This is a genomic window from Clostridium algoriphilum, from assembly GCF_020443705.1.
GTDB classification, from domain to species: Bacteria; Bacillota; Clostridia; order Clostridiales; family Clostridiaceae; genus Clostridium_AD; species Clostridium_AD algoriphilum.
In genome coordinates this window covers 1-20,295 of sequence record NZ_JAIZZK010000044.1, presented here as the reverse complement: position 1 = coordinate 20,295, position 20,295 = coordinate 1, and the positions used below count along the sequence as shown (strand labels likewise).

Here is a 20,295-nt window from a genome sequence, read left to right as displayed (position 1 = left end):
CTAAAAACAAAACTGACACCATATGAAAAACGGTGTCAGCTTACGTAAATTCAAGATATTCTATGGTAGGGGTTTATTTTTAGTGTCCATTAACCATGGTTCAGTTCAATAGCTATAGGAGGATGTTTTCCCTATTAGCTTCCCATCTTCAAGGTTTAAACCTACTAGAATTAGCACCTATAAATTACATTCAGGTTGCCGGGTTTCACAGGGCCAGTCCCTCCACCACTCTTGATAAGAAGTATTTATTTAGTTTTAATTTTGATCATATATTAAACTCTAATTTAAAATGTAAATTTCAGAAAATTATTGTTTAGTTATTCTTAATACCTAGTAATCCTATATATTTAGTAATTATTCTATTATCATAATACTATTTCAAGAAAATGTCAAGTAACATCTAGTATAATATCTCATTTTTAAAATATCCTGTAATTTGTTCACCATTAAAATTTAATACCTCGACCTCCAGATAATTATAATCTTCTACTTCGTCATTCCCTTGTAGAATACCTTCTAGAAATTCATCTAAATCAACAAATTCACTATTTGCTTTTATATCCACGTTTATTCCTCCTATATTTTTGCAGATTTATATTAATTCTACTTGTAAAAATTCTAATGTATGCTTAATTACTTGTTCTTCCCATTCTTTTTTGTCAAAAGTATGATTTGCTCCACTAATTATTTTTAATTGCGAAGACTTCTTAAAAAAATTAATGTATTTTTGTGATGTACTTAGTAGAACTACCTCGTCTTTATCTCCATGTATTATAAGAGATTTTTTATCATACGCAGCCGCTTTTTCGTAAATTGTTAGACCTTTAAGATAATCCACAAATCCTGTACCAATAGGTAATCCCTCAGCATCAAAATAACCTTTCTGTCTAAATTCTTCATAATTATCACCAATATAGTTATTATCTAAAATTATTTCTTCCATATTTCCTGCAGGTGCCCATAAACACATTGTTTTTATATCACTTTTTCTGTTTCCTGCAATCATGCTAGCAATTGCGCCTCCCATACTTAATCCTATAATCCCGATCTTATCTTTATCTACAAAATCCAAGGTTCTTACATAATCTAAAATGTTATTAGCATCTTTAAGCTCAGTACCCATAGTCATATCTATAAAATCTCCTTCACTTTCACCACTTCCTGCAAAATCAAATCTTACACTTGCTATTCCAACTCTTTCAAGTAGTCTAGAGAGTTTTACAAATATGAAGTGAGGTCCCATTTTATCTCCACACAAGCCATGATATATTATAACTATTGGCACCTTATCATTAATAACTTCAGGAAGATGGAGCATGCCCCTAAGCATTAAATTTCCACTTTCTAATTCTATTTCCTTTTGCATTGGAATACACCTCCATATCTCATAGATAATTCATGAACGTACATTTTACATCTATTAAAATTACATCATCTTATTTTATAAATGTTTTTTTATCTCATCAACTTTATTTAATTTTTCCCAAGGCAATATTAAATCATTTCTTCCAAAATGACCATAAGCAGCAGTTTGTTTATATATTGGTCTTTTTAAGTCCAGATTTTTTGTAGCCAGATAGTGTTTGTTTTTACTTAACTCCTTAGTTATCTTAATCTTAACTTCTCAGTTCGTTCTATTTGTATTACTACCCCATCCTGTACCACTAATGTTACAGATCCATATTGAGTTGTTTTAAGTAACTCTAAAAGCTTTTTTAAATTTTCTTCTGAGATAGTCTTATTATCAATCGTTAATTTTTTTACCACCATACCTACCTTCCTTCAATATTAAGAAGTTACAAATTAGTTATTCTCCATCTTTTGCGATAATGTGTATTATATAAAATATTTTATTTAAATTAAACTCTATCTAAAATAAATAAAATCCACCTATAGGCTAGCTATAGGAAGATTTTTTCCATTAGCTTCCCATCTTCAAGGTCTGAACCTGCTGGAATTAGCACCTGTGAATTAAATTCAGGTTGCCGGGTTTCACAGGGCCAGTCCCTCCACCACTCTTGATAAGAAGTTTTATTTAATTTTAATTTGAAAATATATTAAAGTTTTTAAAACTATATTAAGCACTGGTACTTACTGTCGTTGTGTAGATTTTTTCTAATAAAGTTAACGCACCTCTGTATCCTATATACGATCTAGAAATTACTACTTCATAAGATGTAGGAAACCCAACTTCTACTATGGAAGTTTTAAGTTCTTTTGCAAGATCTCGTTCCCATGTGGTACCAAATATTATTGGTGGCTTATGACCGTAGTCTGTATCCCGTAATATTTTATGAATGGTATAACTATCTTCTTCAAATTCAACGTCTGTTGAAACATCCTCCGCAATATTTTCATATAATTTGCGAATTTTTTCTCTATATTCCTCTGGTGGATTTTCCGTAATAATTTGCTTTCCAGGAACTAGCCCTAACTGATTTACCAAAAACTTTGTTAAAGCAATGTTATAGGCACTATCACCAATAATTGCAAATTTTGCAGGTAATCCCCACCAATATTCGGCATAAAAATCCGTGAAGTCTCCCAAATAGTTATAATAGATTTTTTCTTCCGCTTGAATAAAAACCTCTGCTCTATCTACATTAAGTCCAGCAAAATTCACAACATTTCGCAGAAAAGCACTGGTCTCCATACCTCCAATAGGGATAATAGGTACATGTAAATAAGGCTGATTATATTTATTTTTTAAATGCTCTGCAGTTTTAAGCCCAAGCCATGGAGAAAGAACCAGATTAAATTGAGACTTAGGTATATTTTTCCACTCTGAAACTCCTTCTGAATCATGTCCAAATAAGATATTTACCTTAAGGCCAATACCTTGCAGAATTCTTTTTATTTCTGTAAGATCGCCACGCCAAAATGTATTATGGTAAGGGAGCAAAGACCAAACATTTACCGTTCCCTTTTCTCTTGGTCCATCATATTCTCCCACATATTGATCTATTATAGCTTTAGTTATTAGTTCATGTCCGGTAAAATTATTTCCTTTAAATCCACCAGTCTCTGCAACTACGATGGGAACCCCTTTTTCTTGAAAATCACTTACTACAGATTCAACATCATCGCCTACCAGATCTGAAATACAACCCGTTACTACAACAAACAAATCCGCATCTAGAATTTTAATAGTTGACTCAATCAATTCTGTAAGCCTCTCTGCTCCTCCAAATATAACCTCTTTTTCAGAACAGTTAGTACTTGGAACCACTGCTCCACCACCATATCCTCCTCCTTGGAATCCATTGTAAAATGCAAGATTCATATATTGTTTATCAGCACAACCTGGTCCACAATGAGTTATAGGAATTACTCTTGGAATTGCTGATGCGCTATGTGATGCTCCCAGAGAACATACATAACGAACCTGTTCTATTGAATTAGTCTTAACCGTGTCTTCTGGTACTATTTCTAATTTTTTATCATCAAAATTACTCATAATATTTCCCTCCATACTTCTTATATTATTTCTTTTGCAAGGACAAACGGATCTTCCTGTTCTAACCACCATTGTTTATACGGTAATTTTGTATGCGCTGCAATATCTAGATGAAACTTCTTATGTGCCAAAATATCCAAAATAGTTTCTCCTAAATTAAGTATTCCTTGATATCCTAAAGCATGGTGTTCATCACCAAGTGGAGCGGCTGGAATACCCATTTTTGATGCAAGTGGCGCAAGTCCATTGTGCCTAACAAGGATAAAGTCAGGATTTACTCTCTTAAGTAGTCCATAAAACTGATATTGCTGACGATTACTTACACTAAAATTAGGAACATCTCCAGTATTATTAACCATAAATTCAAGAGAATTCTTGCTAGAATCAGGAGTGCTTGCAAGTGGATCTTGGCTATCATAAATTGGGTCGTGATGGAATACAAGAGATCCATTTACCTCAACTCCCAATTCTCGAAGCACTGAGATTAATCCATGTGCATAAGATGAACCTGTGGCAACATATCCTTTTTTACCCTTAAGAAGTTTTTTAAGTTCTGCAAGGCGAGGAGCAACTCTTGCATGTTCCTTTGCTATATATACTTCTGCTTTCTCCTCAGTATGAGTTACATGTGCAAGTTCCCGAAGCCAAGCATCAGTTCCATCAAACCCGTACGGTTGAGGAGACTTAATTTCAGGCACTCCAAATTCTTGTTCCAGTCCTGCTGCTAGGTACGAAGACAATGTGTGACAAAATCCTACTGTAGCTGCAGCTTCCGACATTTGCGCTAATTCATCAACAGTTGCCATATCAACTACAAAGTTAACTCTAAGTCCGAGTTCTGCGAGCATTGGAGTAAATACGTCCGTACCCCACAAATTAATGACATTTACCAAATCTTTCTGTTTTTTAGGATTCTTTCTTATAATTTGTCTCAAAAGTCCATGTTGTACAGCATCAAAACCTGTACTCCAATGCTTAGATTTAAATCCCTCACAATGTAATGGTATAACAGGAATCTTGAGCTCCTCTTCTAATTTCGCAGCTGCGCTATCTACATCATCACCAATAATACCAGTAGCGCAAGATGTACCAATGAAAATAGCCTTAGGTTTGTGACGATTCCACGCATCCCTTATAGATTGTTCAAGTTTTGCAATTCCTCCAAACACCATGTCTGATTCTTGTAGATTAGTACTCATTATTCTAATGTTTTCAACTGGCAACTTACGCATTGCAAGTCCATTACGATATATAGAGTTGTAAATTACTTGACCAGCACCACAACCAATAGGTGAGTGTTGTATAAGTACTGCATCACGAATATTTCCCGCCTGGCATTCAACCATCATTTCACTACACACAGATCCCTGAGTAAATGGGCCCGTAGATTCGCATAACCTTTCTCCATTATTTGCTCCGCATCCACTACATATTGTTGATGATTCCTTTAAAAGATTCGTTGCACTACCATTATCCCAAGCAATTATGGTACCCAGCCGCTGTTCACGATTTTCCACAACTGGTGTATCAAGATTAATTTTCATAAATACATTCCCCCTATTTCAATAAAATTATTTGATTGTGTCAATTATCATTATAAAATTCCAGAAGCCTGAATTCCTCCTGCACCTTTTTCTAAATCAAGTAATACATCCGCCCATTTTGCTGCCCAATCTCTTAGTTCCTGAACACCTAGTGGTGATGGAGTTTTTGACTCTGTATGTTCATTAATTTTCGTTGCAAGCCTATTGTAAATCTTAGCCTGTTCTGAATTGGGAGCATTCTCAATTGTTGTTTTGCCATGAAGTTCACTTTGGGTTACGGTAATAGATCTTGGCACATATTCCATTATTTTGGTATTAGTTACTCTTGCAAAATCATCAACTATATCTTTTGAATAAGGAGAATTAATTGAGTTTGCTATAATACCTCCAAGCAATGCTCCACCTGACTTTGAGTATTTTTGTATTCCTTTGAATAGATTGTTTGATGCATATACTGACATGAAATCTGATGATGATACTGTAAATACATGCTCGGCTATTCCTTCTCTTATTGGAACCGCAAACCCACCGCAAACAACATCTCCCAAAACATCATATATAACGTAGTCTAAATCAAGTTCTTCAAATACTCTTTGCTGTTTAAATAATTGAACTGCAGTTATAATTCCTCTCCCCGCACAACCAACTCCTGGTGCTGGACCACCTGCTTCGACGCAATATATTCCATTAAATCCTCTAAATAATACATCTTGTGCTTTTACTGAATTCTTTTCTCTTAACGTATCTAATACAGTAGGAATATAATCCCCACCTCTTAAAGTATTTGTAGAATCACTTTTAGGGTCACAACCAAATTGTAAAACCTTATAACCTTGTTTTGATAATGCTGCACTAATATTTGAAGTTGTAGTTGACTTACCAATACCACCCTTACCGTATATTGCTATTTGTTTAATTTTTTTTGCCATTTTTATCACTCCTATTATTCCAAATTTGATGTTTCCAAGCTTGTACTTTTATCGATGTCTGAATAATATTTAATTAATTTTTTCAGAGCGTCCTCTATGAAATCACGGACATCAAAAGCGTCTATTCCTTTTGATTTCAGTGCATTAGCCGCACCATTACCAATTTGACTAACTAAAACTGCTCTTGAACCTTCAAGTGCTTCCACTGCTGACAAAAGCTCTGTTTCATCATGTTCTCCATAATTACAAAATGATTGCGTTTCTAATAACTTTAGATACTTAAAATTACTCCCCTCAACTTTAAAAATTAAAAAATTAGTAGCTTTTCCAAAATGCTGATTAACAACCTTGCCATCACTACTTGCAACAGCTATTTCGTATGACATTAAATCACCCCTATTATATTAATATTGAAGCACCTCAAGTGATAATTTAGCCATGTGAAAAGGTTTCAAGATTCATTTGTGCTCCATAAAGTTTACTTGAAAGATCTTCTTTTCCTGGTATTCCGCATGCATCTGCACGGCAATGTTTGCAATGCCTAAATACCTCAAGATGTTTTTCAGCCAATGTTCTTGCCTTGTCCAATTGTTCACATGTAGGTGCTGGTATTAGACTAAATTCATGTTGAGGAATAAGTGGAATTATATTATATAAAGTTGCACCTGCCGCCTTAACAGTTTTTGCTATCTCTTCAATATGCTCATCGTTAATACCAGGTATTAATACAGAATTCACCTTAACTATCACCCCTAGTCTACTCATTACCGCGATCCCCTTTAGTTGATTTTCAATAAGAATTTTTGCCGCTTCTTCACCATAATATATTTTGCCCTCATACACTATATGAGATATAATTTGACTTTGAATATATGAATCTACCGCATTTACTGTAACAGTTATTGTGTCCACTCCCACTTCATAAAGCTCCATTGCATATTTATAAAGCAATAATCCATTAGTACTCATACATTTTATTAGGTCAGGATATGTGACATCAATGAGCTTAAATGTTTCAATTGCCTGTGTCGTTGCCAATGTATCACCAGGTCCCGCAATTCCTACTACAGTTATTTGTGGGCATAGTTCCAAGGCTTTTCTTATAGTTTCAACTGCATCCTTTGGATCTAAGATGCCACTTGCAACTCCAGGTCTCTCTTCATTGCTATTACAATCTCTAATGCAAAACTTGCACTGTATATTGCAGGCAGGACTTACGGGAAGATGGATCCTTCCAAAATTCGAATGTGCATCTTTGCTTAGGCATGGATGTAATTTTGCCAGATGTGAAAATTTTTTATTTTTACTATTGCTGTTTACCATAGGCTTCCTCCTTCACTATTTTTAAAAATCACTCATTATTCTGTAAATTTTTTCAAATTGTGAGTTTTAAATACTAGTTATTTTTCCCTTATAAATTTCGATAAAAAAATCCTCTTCTTTTCATAAAAGAGGAGGATAAAATGCATAAATAACCCTTTAGAAGGGTTCACTTTAATAGCACCTTCACTCATCTTCCAGAACACAGTTCTGATGGACTTAGCACCTTGCATGTCAAAAACCATGTGGTTGCTGAAACTTCATCGGGCCAATCCCTCAGTTTCTCTAGATAAGAATAAATATTTAATTCTATTTATTGCAATTTTTGATTGCTTGAGGTTCATTATACTTACAACTTTTTCAAATGTCAACAGCAAACTTAAAATGTTTTTGTTATAGACAATACAAAATACTTACCTCTATTTAGCCCATTAATAAGCTTTCAACACTTGACCACGCACGTTTTGAGTATATAGTCTTTATACCAAGCCTTTTAGACTCTTTTTTTACATGGTTACTTACTCCATGACTAACATAATCAGTTAATACTAAAATCAAATCAATATCTTTAGATATATCAATACATTTATGTTTGTTCTTGCGTCCAGTTATATGTTTAGCTACACAATATCCATATTTACAGAGATTACAATTTATCATTTCAATATTATCCCCACCTACAATTAATACACTCATAGCCCCACCGTTAAAGAAAATTATAACCCCCTATTCTTACAACGGTTTTCACCACCTTTCTATTTGAAATATTTATTTATTAGAAATTTCAATCTATTCATTTCCTACTATTCCTATTATATTACTATGTATTGTTGGAATATGCAAGTTATTTATAATAAAAACAAATTTAACATTAATTAAAATATCTCACATATACATTAATGCAGTATATTTCTAATTCCATTATTTACATATCAGCATTATCCTTATTACATATTATCGATTTAAGTTTTTTATCATAAAATAAATTGACATTATAAATACTTACTGTTAAAATAAATATTAATTTTAGTATTCATATATGATTACTATTTTAGAATAATCCAACTTCAGAAATCTCATATATGATATATTACAACAATTTTTAAAAAGTACTAATGGGGTGGTTTTTTTTGAATTTTATATTTCTCCACAATTCCCAAAAAATAATTCTGAATTTTGTTACCAATTACAAAAATGTGGGGCTAACGTTCTAGGAATTGGCGAAGTTGATTTTTCTTCTTTAAGCGAAAAACTTAAACTATCTTTAACAGAGTACTATAAAATAAATAACATGGAAAATTATGATGAGGTACTTAAAGCAGTTGGTTTCTTTACTCATAAATATGGAAGAATTGATAGATTTGAATCCCTCAAAAGATGGGGGAATAATTGCCTTAGAAGTTAATATGAGACCACCAGATGCGTGGATGACTGATGCAATAAATTTTTCTTAGGATATTGATATTTATAAAGAATGGGCAAATATGGTTGTAAACAACAAAGTAGGTGTACCTTACTTAGGTAAATATTATACAGGGTATGCAATCCGTAAAAGGCATAAAAATTATGTTCACAACCATAAACAAATTTTGCAAACCTACTCAGGTTAAATTGTTAATTTTGATGATATTGAAGATATATTTAGTAGAGCCATGGGAAATAGTGCTTACCAATTTAGATCAATAAATTTAGACAAAGTAAAAGAAATTGTAAGCTATATCCAGTTAGAAAAATAAAAAAGGAAGTTTGTGGAAGGTTTTTTCAATATGAAGATTCAGGAATGATTGAAGTACTTGAAAATTATATAAACGAAGGTAAAATTCAAATTTGGACCTGTGACAGTATTGATAACGAAACTTTTTTCTCTAGCAACTGAGATAAAAATGATAGAATTTACAATTATTAAATTAGACATCTAGCGAGCAGATAAATCTGTTAGCTAAATGTTTAATATTACAGTTATTTTTGTTCCAAAGCCTTCTTCACTCTCTACATTTATTGTTCCTTTATGCATTTCCACTATCAATCTAGCAATAGATAGTCCAAGGCCTGTGCCACCTTTTTCTTTATATCTAGATTTATCTACAGTATAAAATCTTTCAAATATATTCTGAATTTCATCGCTAGGTATTCCTATGCCACTATCACTAACAGTAATTTTCACCGTTTTATTTTCAATCTCTGAATTTATATCAATTTTACCATGTTCCGGTGTAAATTTAATACTATTATCAATTAATATCCTAAGCATTTGCTTGATCATATTGTAATCTGCAACTATGCAAACATTATCATTCCTACTACTTTTTATTACATGGCTATCATCAATAATCTTACTTTCTCTTAGTACCTCACAAATGAGATTATTAAGCATAAATTCTTTTTTCTTTATACTTTGATTTTCACTATTACCCTTAGCTATAAATAATAGTTTTTCAACTAAGTTTGCCATATTACCAGTCTCGAGCTTAATAGCATTAATAGACTTTTCTAAAGCTTCTCTGTCATCTTTTCCCCATCTATCAAGTAGGTTTGCATAACCTTGTATAACTGCAATAGGGGTTCTAAGCTCATGCGACGCATCAGATACAAACTGAATCTGCCTGTCAAAAGCATCTTGAAGCCTATCTATCATTTTGTTGAAAGTAATCCCTAATCTTTTAAGTTCATCGTCTGGACCCGCAACCTCAATTCTTTCTTTTAAATTATTAATGCTAATATTATCAGCAGCATTTGTTATTTCATCAATAGGTTTCAACATATTTTTGCTGATGCTGTACCCTAATACAACGGAAGCAATCATACCTATAAAATCAGCTATCGCCATTAAAAGAAACAATATTTTCATAAAGTCATATTCGTTATCCATATCCTTAACTACTTGAATATATGCCACTTCATTTCCTATAGTTTCAATCTTTATATTTTTATATACTAAATGTTTGTCATCTTCTTTAATATTCATTATTTCGTCAAATGGCTTTTTAACTTTAATATTGTAATCAAATTCGCTAGATAAGTTTAGTACCTTCCCATCTCCCTTTAGTATTCTTATTGACACATTTTGTTTTGAAGGAACATCTGAAATCATTTTTTTATCAGATAGATTTATATTCTCATCTTGAGAAATAATCTTATTTATCACTATAGTCTTAACATCTTCTATTTGTTTATTTGCCTGACTATACAAATAATATTTTATTCCGTAAAGAATGGAGGCATTTAAAATGAGTAATACTAATGAAAACATTACAGCATAAACTATAGTCAGTTTTAGAGAAATCTTCGCGCTCTTAATAATTTTAAGACAATAATTAATTACCTTTGATAACATATCCTACACCTCTTACTGTAGTTATAAGCTTATCTTCGAAACCATCATCGATTTTACTTCTCAAATATCTTATAAACACATCCACTACATTGGTGTCACCTATATAGTCATAACTCCAAACCTTCTCAATTAATTGCGATCTTGTAAGCACAACATTTTTATTTATTAGCAATATCTCTAAAAGGTCATATTCCTTTTTTGTAAGTTCAATTACCTTACCACCTCGAACAACATTATGAGCTTTATTATCCATAATAATATCTTTCACCTTAATTTCATAAGTATTAGCGCTTGCATATTTATTTCTTATATACACTCTAATTCTTGCTAATAGTTCCTCTATTGCAAATGGCTTTGTAAGGTAATCATTTGCACCTACATCTAGTCCTATAACCTTGTCTGATATATCACTTTTTGCTGTAAGCATAATGATAGGTACTTGCGATGACTTTCTTATTCGTCTACAAACCTCAATTCCATTAATTCCTGGTATCATAATATCAAGAAGTATCAAATCATACTCATTTTTCTCAGCCATATCTAGACCCACCCGTCCATTATAAGCTACATCAACTATATATCCTTCATGACTTAATTCCATTTCAACAAACATTGACATTAACTTTTCATCTTCCACTAATAGAATTTTAATTTCGTTCAAGCTAATACTCCCCTTTAATTTAGTATAGTAAACAAGTAATTAATCATATATAAACTATTGCCTAGGAAATTTTTTACTAATTTCATTTATTTGTATTTTAGGTAGTATTCGATAAACTTCCAATAAAATAATATTTATAGTCAACCAAATTCCACCAAAAATATACCCTGCATAAACATCACTTGGATATTCAGTTTGAGAGTATATTGGATTGATACCTGCAAATAAACAAATAATTAAAGTTACAATTAAAACTGCGGTTTTAGTCCATACTCTCTTTACATTGCTCCCTATTAAAAAGGCAAAGAAACCATATGCAACAACAGCCATTAACGATTCACTACTTGGAAATGTATATCTGCTATTTTCTATTAAGCTTATTGAAGAAGGCCCTACACGTTTAAAAATATTCTTTAAAATAACTTGTAGCATTTCACCGCCACCTATTACTATAAATATAAACTGAATCTCAAGAAATATATTTCTATTCTTTTTTATAATCCATATTAATATGAGAATAGTAAGTGGTAGTAATAACTTAAATGAAGTTATTAAATCAAAGTAACTAATTAAATATGACCATCTTTTAGTGAAAATAATATTTACTAAAAAAGATACAACAACATTGAATTGATCAAATTCATCAACTAAATAATCGTGAACTACACCAATTACAAGAAGGTCAAGCATTAAAAAAGCAGCTGCAACAACCGCTACAGCGACTTTCATTCTTCCCATGGAGTGAAAGGTAATTATAGTTTTATTTAGAATTTTATAAGTACTATTAATTATCTGTGTCTTATGATTTCTATAAGCATAGATAATAATAAAAATTAAAGATATACTCAAACTACCGATAAGTAAATATTCCGATATATAACTATGAAATTTTCCCCAGTCTGGCCCAAGAACTCTACCTAATGAAATAAAAGTAGATGTCCATATTAAAGCTCCAAAATATGCATTTAAAGCAAATCTCTTATATGAAATCTCTGTTATTCCTGAAAAATACCCAGTAATATGTCTGACACCAGGAATGAAATATGCTGAAATCAATAATATATTGCCCCACGAATTAAACCACTTTGATGTTTTCTCCAATTGCTTTGGTCCAAGATGAACGTATGAACCATATTTTTTAAAAAACTTGGCACCTAACTTAGATCCAAAAAAATATGCTATTGTAATACCTATTACCACCCCAGATGTAGCTATAAAAATGCTTACAATCCAATTCATTTTAGATTGATAAACAAGAAACCCACAATATGTCATTATTAATTCACCTGGAAGAGGAAATGCAATTAGTTCAAGCAATAAAGCGCTAAACAAAATAATATATCCATAATTATTCATTAGTTCTATTACAAAATGCAAAATATAACCACCTATCTTTGATACCTTAAATTATGGACTAAACAACAATAACTTCATTAACTAGTTCTCCTATATTTTCTATGTAACATTCCACAACATCTCCATTTTTTAATGCCTTAGGAGGTTTAAATCCCAAACCAACACCACTTGGTGTTCCGCTGCAAATTATATCGCCGGGTTTTAAAGTTAGTCCTTTTGATAAATCACTAATGATATATGGTATATCAAAAATCAAATTTTTAGTATTTGAATTCTGTCTTAATTCCCCATTAATACTACATTTAATATTTAACTCCACAGGAAATGGAATCTCGTTTTTATGTATTATATAAGGCCCCATGGGACAAAATGTGTCTAAACTTTTTCCTTTAAACCACTGTATATGATTTCCTTGCAAATCCCTAGCTGAAACGTCGTTTACTATTGTATAGCCAAAAATATAATCTTCTGCACTATCATGGCTAATATTAATTCCCTCTTTGCCAATTATAATAGCTAGCTCAACTTCATAGTCCACCTGCGATGTAACATCATAAGAAAACTTAATTGACTCTCCAATTCCAATTGCAGGAGAAGCAACCTTAGTAAAATATATAGGGAAATCCGGTATACCTGTATCTGATATTTTAGTAGACTTAATTTCTTTTACATGATCTACATAATTTTTACCAAGGCAAAATATATTTCTTTTTGGATTTGGTATTGGTGCAAGTATTTTAACTGAATTCAATAAATCGTAATTAAAATTATGATTTTTGATAGCTGTTTCTATTTTTTCTATTATATTTTCGTTAGTTTTTTCTATTAGTTCAGTCATAGAACTAACATTATTCTCTCCTATCACATTAAGGACTTCGTTTACAAGTATGACCTTTTCCTCAATAACTATTCCTACGCTTTCCTTACTATTTTTTATATAGGTAACAAATTTCATAATTTTAATTCTCCTTTTTATATTTAAATTATTATTCAATAAAGCATTACTAAAATTATAACAATAAACTACAATTATGTCCCTTTTTTCATATAAAAAAATAGACCAACTAATAAAATAAGTTGGTCTATTTCTTTTAAATTAGAATTTATTTATCATAACGAAGAGCATCGCGACCTTCTGATCCGTTGCTAATTCTAATAATGTTTTTGACATCATAAACAAATATTTTTCCATCGCCCATTTTTCCTGTATGCAGTACTTTTTTTGCTGTCTCGACAACTAAATCTACAGGAATATCACAAACCACTACTTCTACTTTTATTTTAGGTAAAAGATTAATGTCTAAAGATAAGCCACGATAAAATTCTTTATGCCCCTTTTGCATTCCGCATCCTAAAACATTAGATACTGTCATCCCGCTAATACCAATTTCGTTTAGGGCATCTTTCAATTCATCAAATCTACTTGATGAAGTAATAATATCTACCTTTGAAAACTTTTCTTCCATGATCATACCCCCTTCTATTTTATAAATATTCGAAATAATTACCTTAGTGAGTTAAATATCTATCCCACCATAAGCCTCTTCACCATGTAAAGAAACATCTAATCCATCCATTTCTTCTTCACTTGTTACTCTTAAACTCATAAATTTACTTATTACTTTTAATATAATGAAGGTCATTATTCCTGAGTATGCAATAGTTGCTACAATTGCTATCAGTTGAATTCCTACTAATTTAATATTACCATATATTAATCCATTTGCGCCAGCAGAATTTATAGCCTTTGAAGCAAAAATACCAGTAGCTATTCCTCCCCAAATCCCTCCAATTCCATGACACCCAAAAGCATCTAATGAATCATCATAGCCGAATTTTTGTTTAACTACCGTTACGCTAAAGTAACATAACAGGCCTCCAATTCCGCCTATTAATATTGATGCCAAAGGGCTTACAAAACCTGCCCCTGGAGTTATGGCTACAAGTCCTGCAACCATACCGCTTGCAATACCGAGTGACGTAACTTTTTTTCTAGCAACTACCTCGCATATACTCCAAGCTATAATACCAGCAGCAGCAGATGTATTCGTTGTAATAAATGCATTTAATGCTACACCATTTATTGCTAGTGCGCTGCCAGCATTAAATCCAAACCATCCAAACCACAAAATTCCGGCGCCTAACATTGTCATAGGAAGATTATGAGGAGTAATTGTTTTTAATTTTTTTCTCTTTCCTATTACGAGTGCTGCAACAAGTGCTGATATACCCGAACTTATTTCAACAACATTGCCACCTGCAAAATCTAATACCCCCATATTTCTAAGCCATCCGCCAGCACCCCACACCCAGTGTGCAATTGGATCATAAACTATTATTGACCATAATAAAATGAATATCGAAAACGCAAAAAAATTCATTCGTTCAGCAATTGCTCCCGAAATTATAGCAGGAGTAATTATTGCAAACATAAGCTGAAATAACATAAATACTGATTGTGGAATCGTAGCTGCATAATTAGCGTTTGGAAGAAATCCCACTCCTTGCAATCCAAGAAATTGAAAATTACCAATAAATCCAGCAAAATCTTTTCCGAAACATAATGTATACCCTATTAGAACCCATTGAATTGATACAATTGCCATTGTCGCATAACTGTGCACTGTCGTACTAAGTACATTTTTCCTTCTTACCATTCCTCCATAAAACAATGCTAATCCTGGTGTCATAAGCATTACTAATGCTGTCGCAAAAATCACAAATGACGTATCTGCAGCATTTATTGCCTTCATAAAATCCCTCCTAATTAAATATTATTCCTATATGTAAAAAAATTGAATTGCAGTTACAATGAATTTTCGTTTATCAACAAATGTCATTTTACTTAATTTTATGACAAAAGTCAAGTTTTTTATTATACTTACAAAATTGTATATTTAATGATAATATTTAATTTTGAGCGTATTCAAATGATAATTCCATAAATATAATCCGTAAATGTTTTCACTTTGTATGATATTTAAAAAGTATATTCTTGCAAGCTGTTACTTTATTGAGACTTCATTTTATATAAAAAAAAAAAAATAGACCATCTTATAAAATAAGTTGGTCTATTACTATTTAATTTTAATTATTTATCATAACGAAGAGCATCGCGACCTTCAGATCCATTACTAACTCTGATAATATTTTTTACATCATAAACGAATATTTTTCCATCACCCATTTTCCCTGTATGTAGCACCTTTTTTGCTGTTTCTACAACTAAATCTACAGGGATATCACAAACCACTACTTCTACTTTTATTTTAGGTAAAAGATTAATGTCTAAAGCTAACCCACGATAAAATTCTTTATGCCCCTTTTGTATTCCGCATCCTAAAACATTAGATACCGTCATACCGCTAATACCAATTGCATTCAGAGCATCTTTTAATTCGTCAAATCTACTTGCTGAAGTAATAATATCTATCCTTGAAAATATTTCTTCCATATATTTACCCCCTTTTACTTTATATCATATGATAATTAAATAATATTAAATATTTGGACCACCATAAGCCTCTTCTCCATGAAGAGAAACATCTAATCCATCTGCTTCTTCTTCGCTTGTTACTCTTAAACTCATAAATTTGCCTAGAACTTTTAATATGATAAATGTCATTATAGCTGAGTATGCAATAGTTGCTACAATTGCTATTAATTGAATTCCTACTAGTTTAATATTACCGTATATTAGTCCATTGGCACCAGCAGAATTTATAGCCTTTGAAGCAAAAATACCTGTAGCTATTCCTCCCCAAATCCCTCCAATTCCGTGACACCCAAAAGCATCTAATGCATCATCATAACCAAGTTTTTGTTTAACTACAGTTACGAAGAAGTAACATATCACACCTCCAAATCCACCTATTAATATTGAAGCCATAGGACTTACAAAACCTGCGCCTGGAGTTATTGATACAAGTCCTACGACTATACCACTTGCAATACCGAGCGATGTAACTTTCTTTCTAACAACTAGCTCACATATGCCCCAAGCTAAAGCTCCGGCAGCTGCAGAGGTATTAGTTGTAATAAATGCATTTAGTGCTATACCATTTACCGCTAATGCGCTACCTGCATTAAATCCAAACCATCCAAACCACAAAATTGCAGCTCCAAGTAGTGTCATAGGAAGGTTATGAGGAGTAATTGTTTTCAATTTTTTTCTTTTTCCTATTACAATTGCTGCAACAAGTGCCGATACACCGGAACTTATATGAACAACATTACCACCTGCAAAATCTAATGCTCCTAAATTTCTAAGCCAACCACCATAACCCCATACCCAATGTGCAATTGGATCATATACTAATATTGACCATAATAAAATGAATACTGCAAATGCAATAAATTTCATTCTCTCAGCAATTGCACCTGAAATTAAAGCAGGCGTAATTATTGCAAACATAAGTTGAAACAGCATAAATACTGATTGTGGAATCGTAGCTGCATAATTAGCGTTTGGAAGGAATCCAACTCCTTGTAATCCAAGGAATTGAAAATTACCAATAAATCCTGCAAAATCCTTTCCAAAACACAGCGTATACCCTACAATCACCCATTGAAGTGACACAATTACCATTGCTGTATAGCTGTGTACTGTAGTACTAAGTACATTTTTTCGTCTAACCATTCCACCATAGAATAAAGCGAGTCCTGGTGTCATTAACATTACTAATGCTGTTGCAAAAATTATAAATGACGTATCTGCAGCATTTACTCCGTTCATTAAAATTCCCCCTTATAAAATATTATTCCTAAGATGTAAGAATTCATTTTATAGTCACAATGAATTTTTACTTACTATTAAAAGTCATTTTACTCACTTTCGAAACAAAAGTCAAGTGTTTTAATATTCTGTTAATATTCCTACTTTTCTTATAATGTTTGAATTTGGGGCATGTAAAGGTAAAATTCATATAAATACAGGATGTAAACATTCAAATTTATATATTTATTTTATTTCAATAGCTACAATATTGCATGTTAATATTAAGAGTAATTCATTATTTGATATAAAATCAGTTTTATAATCATCTTGTATCTTTATTTAATATATAAAGATACAAGATGATAAACTACAAATAGAGAAAAAATAAGTGAATATTAATGTCAGATATTTATATAAATTAAGTTGGTTTTTTGCCCCAGCTTGGTATGCCTGAAGATTACTTAAGCATTGTAAAATTGTGTCTTAGTAGTAATCAATAATAACCTTTATTAATTGAAAATCTATATTGACAACAAAAGATGAATTATGGTATTATTAAATCAATACCTTACTAAAACAGTAGGATTACTTTAAAGGGGGAAATAAATGAACAAATTATCTATATTAATTACCACTCTGTTACTAGCATCAGTAGGACTTGTAGGATGTGGAACAAGTACTAGTAAAAATACAACATCCAAGAATCTGTTAACAACAATAAAGAGTGAAGGGAAAATACAAATTGGTACTGAAGGAACATATGCACCATATACTTTCCATGACAAGTCAGGAAAATTAACCGGATTTGATGTTGAAATTGCAGAGGAAGTATCTAAGCGTCTTGGTGTAAAACCAGAATTTGTGGAAACAAAGTGGGACGGTATGTTTGCAGGGCTCGATGCTAAGAGATTTGATATGATAGTGAATCAAGTTGGAATTTTACCAGATAGACAAAAAAAGTACGATTTCTCAAATCCATATATAGTTTCAAAAGCAGTGCTTATAGTAAAGAGTACTAATGATAATATTAAAAAATTTGCAGATTTAAAGGGTAAGAAATCTGCTCAATCATTGACTAGTAACTTAGCTAATGTTGCAAAGGCTAATGGCGCAGTACTTCAACCAGTTGACAGCTTTAATCAAGCAATCGACCTTTTAGTTTCTAAAAGAGTAGATGCCGCCGTTAATGACAGTTTGTCTTTCCTTGATCTTAAAAAGCAAAAACCAGGTATTGCAATTAAGGTTGTTGCTGAACAAGGAAATGCGCAACCAAGTGCAATTATGTTTAAAAAGGGCAATAAAGAATTAGTAACTGCAGTTAATAAAGCATTAACTGATATAAAAGCAGACGGGACTTACTCAAAAATTTCGAATAAATACTTCGGTAGCGATGTATCAAAATAAAAGGGTGATAAAATGAATTTAGACGTAGATACACTAAGAATACTCGGCATAGTTAAAGATTCTTTCTTTCCTTTATTAATTGCTGGTGTGAAATTCACCATTCCAGTAGCCGTGGTTTCTTTCTTGCTTGGTTCAATTTTGGCTATGGCCACTGCTCTTGCTCGTATATCAAAATATAAATCACTAAACCTAATTTCAAGTTTTTATGTTTGGATAATAAGAGGGACACCGCTTCTCGTACAGTTATTTATAATATTCTATGGATTACCAGCCGCTGGTATAACAATGGGAGCATTAACAGCAGCAATTATAGGTTTCACTTTAAATGTAGGGGCCTATAATTCTGAAGTAATTAGAGCAGCCATTTTATCAATACCTAAGGGTCAGTGGGAGGCCGCAAGTTCAATTGGCATGACTCATGCTCAATCATTACTTAGGGTAATTTTACCACAGGCAGCTAGAGTATCTGTACCACCACTTTCAAATTCCTTTATAAGTCTTGTTAAAGATACATCACTTGCTGCAGCAATTACTTTAACAGAAATGTTTCAAATTGCACAACAAATAACAGCATCAACATATGAACCACTCGTATTATACTGTGAAGCAGGCTTTATTTATCTGATGTTTTGTACTATTCTATCTGCACTTCAACAAAAGATAGAGAAAAAACTTGAAAGATATGTGGCTAGGTAATTGGAGGAATTTCATGATTAATATAAAAAATTTACACAAGAGTTTTGGAGATAATGAAATTTTAAAAGGTATAGATTTACGAATTGCAAAGGGTGAAACAACAATTGTAATAGGCCCTTCAGGTTCAGGTAAAACAACCCTTCTTAGGTGCATTAATTTATTAGAAATGCCTAATAAAGGAACAATAAGCATTGGAGATAATAAATTGGTATTTGGTGAAAACAAAATGCCAACTGAGAAAGAAATATTGACACTACGCAGGAACACAGGAATGGTATTTCAAGGCTTTCACCTATTCCCTCATATGACTGTAGTTGGAAACATTATGGAGGGTCTCACAACTGTGCTTAAACAATCTAAAAAGGTTGCTCATGATAAAGCACTAAAACTTTTAGAAAAGGTTGGACTTTTAGAAAAGTGTAACAGTTACCCTCATGAACTCTCAGGAGGACAACAACAAAGGGTTGCCATAGCACGTGCTATGGCTATAGAACCATCAGTATTGCTATTTGACGAGCCAACTTCTGCACTGGATCCTGAGCTTGCAGCAGAAGTGCTTAAAGTTATGAAGGAATTATCACTTGAGGGTATGACAATGGTAGTCGTTACTCATAATATGAGTTTTGCAAGAGACGTGGCAGACAATATAATATTTATGGATAATGGACTTATAATTGATAAGGGAACACCCCAGCAATTATTAAGTAACACAACTAACGTACGAATAAAGCAATTCTTAAATTTAGTTTCCGATTAAGCAATAAATTTTTGATAGTGTTAACTAACTTATGAAAAAACAGGAATGTAAATATTAGGGTTTTAATTGCACGTTGAAAAGTGAAAAAATACTTTGAAGAAATACAATGCAGTTTTGTTT

21 protein-coding genes and 3 riboswitches are annotated in these 20,295 nt (G+C 32.1%); of the genes, 3 read left to right on the top strand and 18 right to left on the bottom strand.

Annotated features, from left to right (window positions below; all coding sequences use genetic code 11):
* Positions 1-139: 139 nt before the first annotated feature.
* A riboswitch (SAM riboswitch) is annotated at positions 140-241 on the bottom strand.
* Positions 242-400: 159 nt separating this feature from the next.
* The 18 genes from LGK95_RS19675 to LGK95_RS19590 all read right to left on the bottom strand — a co-directional run bounded on the left by LGK95_RS19675 (position 401) and on the right by LGK95_RS19590 (position 17,336).
* Positions 401-565 (bottom strand): hypothetical protein, encoded by a 165-nt coding sequence (locus LGK95_RS19675; protein ID WP_226126616.1) that lies wholly within the window; start codon positions 563-565, stop codon positions 401-403.
* Positions 566-592: 27 nt separating this feature from the next.
* Entirely contained in the window at positions 593-1,366 is a 774-nt protein-coding gene (locus LGK95_RS19670) for an alpha/beta hydrolase (protein ID WP_226126615.1), read from the bottom strand.
* Between the two features lie 75 nt (positions 1,367-1,441).
* Entirely contained in the window at positions 1,442-1,615 is a 174-nt protein-coding gene (locus LGK95_RS19665; protein WP_319001946.1) for a methionine adenosyltransferase domain-containing protein, read from the bottom strand.
* The gene (locus tag LGK95_RS19660; protein ID WP_226126614.1) at positions 1,606-1,770 is read right to left on the bottom strand and encodes a YezD family protein; all 165 of its coding nucleotides are present in this window, start codon (positions 1,768-1,770) and stop codon (positions 1,606-1,608) included. The genes LGK95_RS19665 and LGK95_RS19660 overlap by 10 nt, the downstream gene beginning before the upstream one ends.
* Positions 1,771-1,926: 156 nt before the next feature.
* Positions 1,927-2,028: riboswitch (SAM riboswitch) on the bottom strand.
* A gap of 49 nt (positions 2,029-2,077) precedes the next feature.
* Positions 2,078-3,457, bottom strand: a complete 1,380-nt coding sequence (locus LGK95_RS19655) for a nitrogenase component 1 (protein WP_226126613.1) — start codon at positions 3,455-3,457, stop codon at positions 2,078-2,080.
* A gap of 20 nt (positions 3,458-3,477) precedes the next feature.
* Entirely contained in the window at positions 3,478-5,001 is a 1,524-nt protein-coding gene (locus tag LGK95_RS19650; RefSeq protein ID WP_226126612.1) for a nitrogenase component 1, read from the bottom strand.
* A 50-nt stretch (positions 5,002-5,051) separates the two neighbouring features.
* Positions 5,052-5,930: a nitrogenase iron protein gene (gene nifH, locus LGK95_RS19645; RefSeq protein WP_226126611.1), complete on the bottom strand. Its 879-nt coding sequence runs from the start codon at positions 5,928-5,930 to the stop codon at positions 5,052-5,054.
* A gap of 14 nt (positions 5,931-5,944) precedes the next feature.
* Positions 5,945-6,316, bottom strand: a complete 372-nt coding sequence (locus tag LGK95_RS19640; protein ID WP_226126610.1) for a NifB/NifX family molybdenum-iron cluster-binding protein — start codon at positions 6,314-6,316, stop codon at positions 5,945-5,947.
* Positions 6,317-6,362: 46 nt separating this feature from the next.
* Complete coding sequence (locus LGK95_RS19635; protein ID WP_226126609.1) at positions 6,363-7,253, bottom strand: radical SAM protein; 891 nt, start codon at positions 7,251-7,253, stop codon at positions 6,363-6,365.
* 184 nt (positions 7,254-7,437) lie between these two features.
* A riboswitch (SAM riboswitch) is annotated at positions 7,438-7,546 on the bottom strand.
* A 127-nt stretch (positions 7,547-7,673) separates the two neighbouring features.
* Positions 7,674-7,946 carry a DUF2325 domain-containing protein gene (locus tag LGK95_RS19630; RefSeq protein ID WP_226126608.1) on the bottom strand — a complete coding sequence of 91 codons (273 nt, stop codon included), beginning with the start codon at positions 7,944-7,946 and terminating at the stop codon, positions 7,674-7,676.
* 1,243 nt (positions 7,947-9,189) lie between these two features.
* Positions 9,190-10,584, bottom strand: coding sequence for a sensor histidine kinase (locus LGK95_RS19625; RefSeq protein ID WP_226126607.1), 1,395 nt, complete (start codon positions 10,582-10,584; stop codon positions 9,190-9,192).
* Positions 10,565-11,245 (bottom strand): response regulator transcription factor, encoded by a 681-nt coding sequence (locus LGK95_RS19620; RefSeq protein ID WP_226126606.1) that lies wholly within the window; start codon positions 11,243-11,245, stop codon positions 10,565-10,567. Before LGK95_RS19620 ends, LGK95_RS19625 begins: the two co-directional genes overlap by 20 nt.
* Before the next feature lie 54 nt (positions 11,246-11,299).
* Entirely contained in the window at positions 11,300-12,622 is a 1,323-nt protein-coding gene (locus LGK95_RS19615; RefSeq protein WP_226126605.1) for a VTT domain-containing protein, read from the bottom strand.
* 37 nt (positions 12,623-12,659) lie between these two features.
* Positions 12,660-13,556, bottom strand: a complete 897-nt coding sequence (locus LGK95_RS19610; protein ID WP_226126604.1) for a fumarylacetoacetate hydrolase family protein — start codon at positions 13,554-13,556, stop codon at positions 12,660-12,662.
* A 148-nt stretch (positions 13,557-13,704) separates the two neighbouring features.
* The gene (locus LGK95_RS19605; RefSeq protein ID WP_226126603.1) at positions 13,705-14,067 is read right to left on the bottom strand and encodes a P-II family nitrogen regulator; all 363 of its coding nucleotides are present in this window, start codon (positions 14,065-14,067) and stop codon (positions 13,705-13,707) included.
* Between the two features lie 51 nt (positions 14,068-14,118).
* Positions 14,119-15,354, bottom strand: a complete 1,236-nt coding sequence (locus LGK95_RS19600; RefSeq protein WP_264174621.1) for an ammonium transporter — start codon at positions 15,352-15,354, stop codon at positions 14,119-14,121.
* Between the two features lie 338 nt (positions 15,355-15,692).
* Positions 15,693-16,055 (bottom strand): P-II family nitrogen regulator, encoded by a 363-nt coding sequence (locus LGK95_RS19595; protein ID WP_226126602.1) that lies wholly within the window; start codon positions 16,053-16,055, stop codon positions 15,693-15,695.
* Between the two features lie 45 nt (positions 16,056-16,100).
* A complete protein-coding gene (locus LGK95_RS19590; RefSeq protein ID WP_226126601.1) occupies positions 16,101-17,336 on the bottom strand; it encodes an ammonium transporter in 1,236 nt (411 codons plus the stop codon).
* A 588-nt stretch (positions 17,337-17,924) separates the two neighbouring features.
* On the opposite strand from LGK95_RS19590, the gene LGK95_RS19585 reads away from it, so the two are divergent.
* From LGK95_RS19585 to LGK95_RS19575, 3 genes are read left to right on the top strand one after another with little or no spacing between them, the layout of a single operon-like run.
* On the top strand, positions 17,925-18,722 hold the full coding sequence (locus LGK95_RS19585) for an amino acid ABC transporter substrate-binding protein (protein WP_226126600.1): 798 nt from the start codon (positions 17,925-17,927) through the stop codon (positions 18,720-18,722).
* Between the two features lie 12 nt (positions 18,723-18,734).
* A complete protein-coding gene (locus LGK95_RS19580; protein WP_226126599.1) occupies positions 18,735-19,418 on the top strand; it encodes an amino acid ABC transporter permease in 684 nt (227 codons plus the stop codon).
* Between the two features lie 13 nt (positions 19,419-19,431).
* On the top strand, positions 19,432-20,175 hold the full coding sequence (locus LGK95_RS19575) for an amino acid ABC transporter ATP-binding protein (protein ID WP_226126598.1): 744 nt from the start codon (positions 19,432-19,434) through the stop codon (positions 20,173-20,175).
* Positions 20,176-20,295 lie beyond the last annotated feature (120 nt).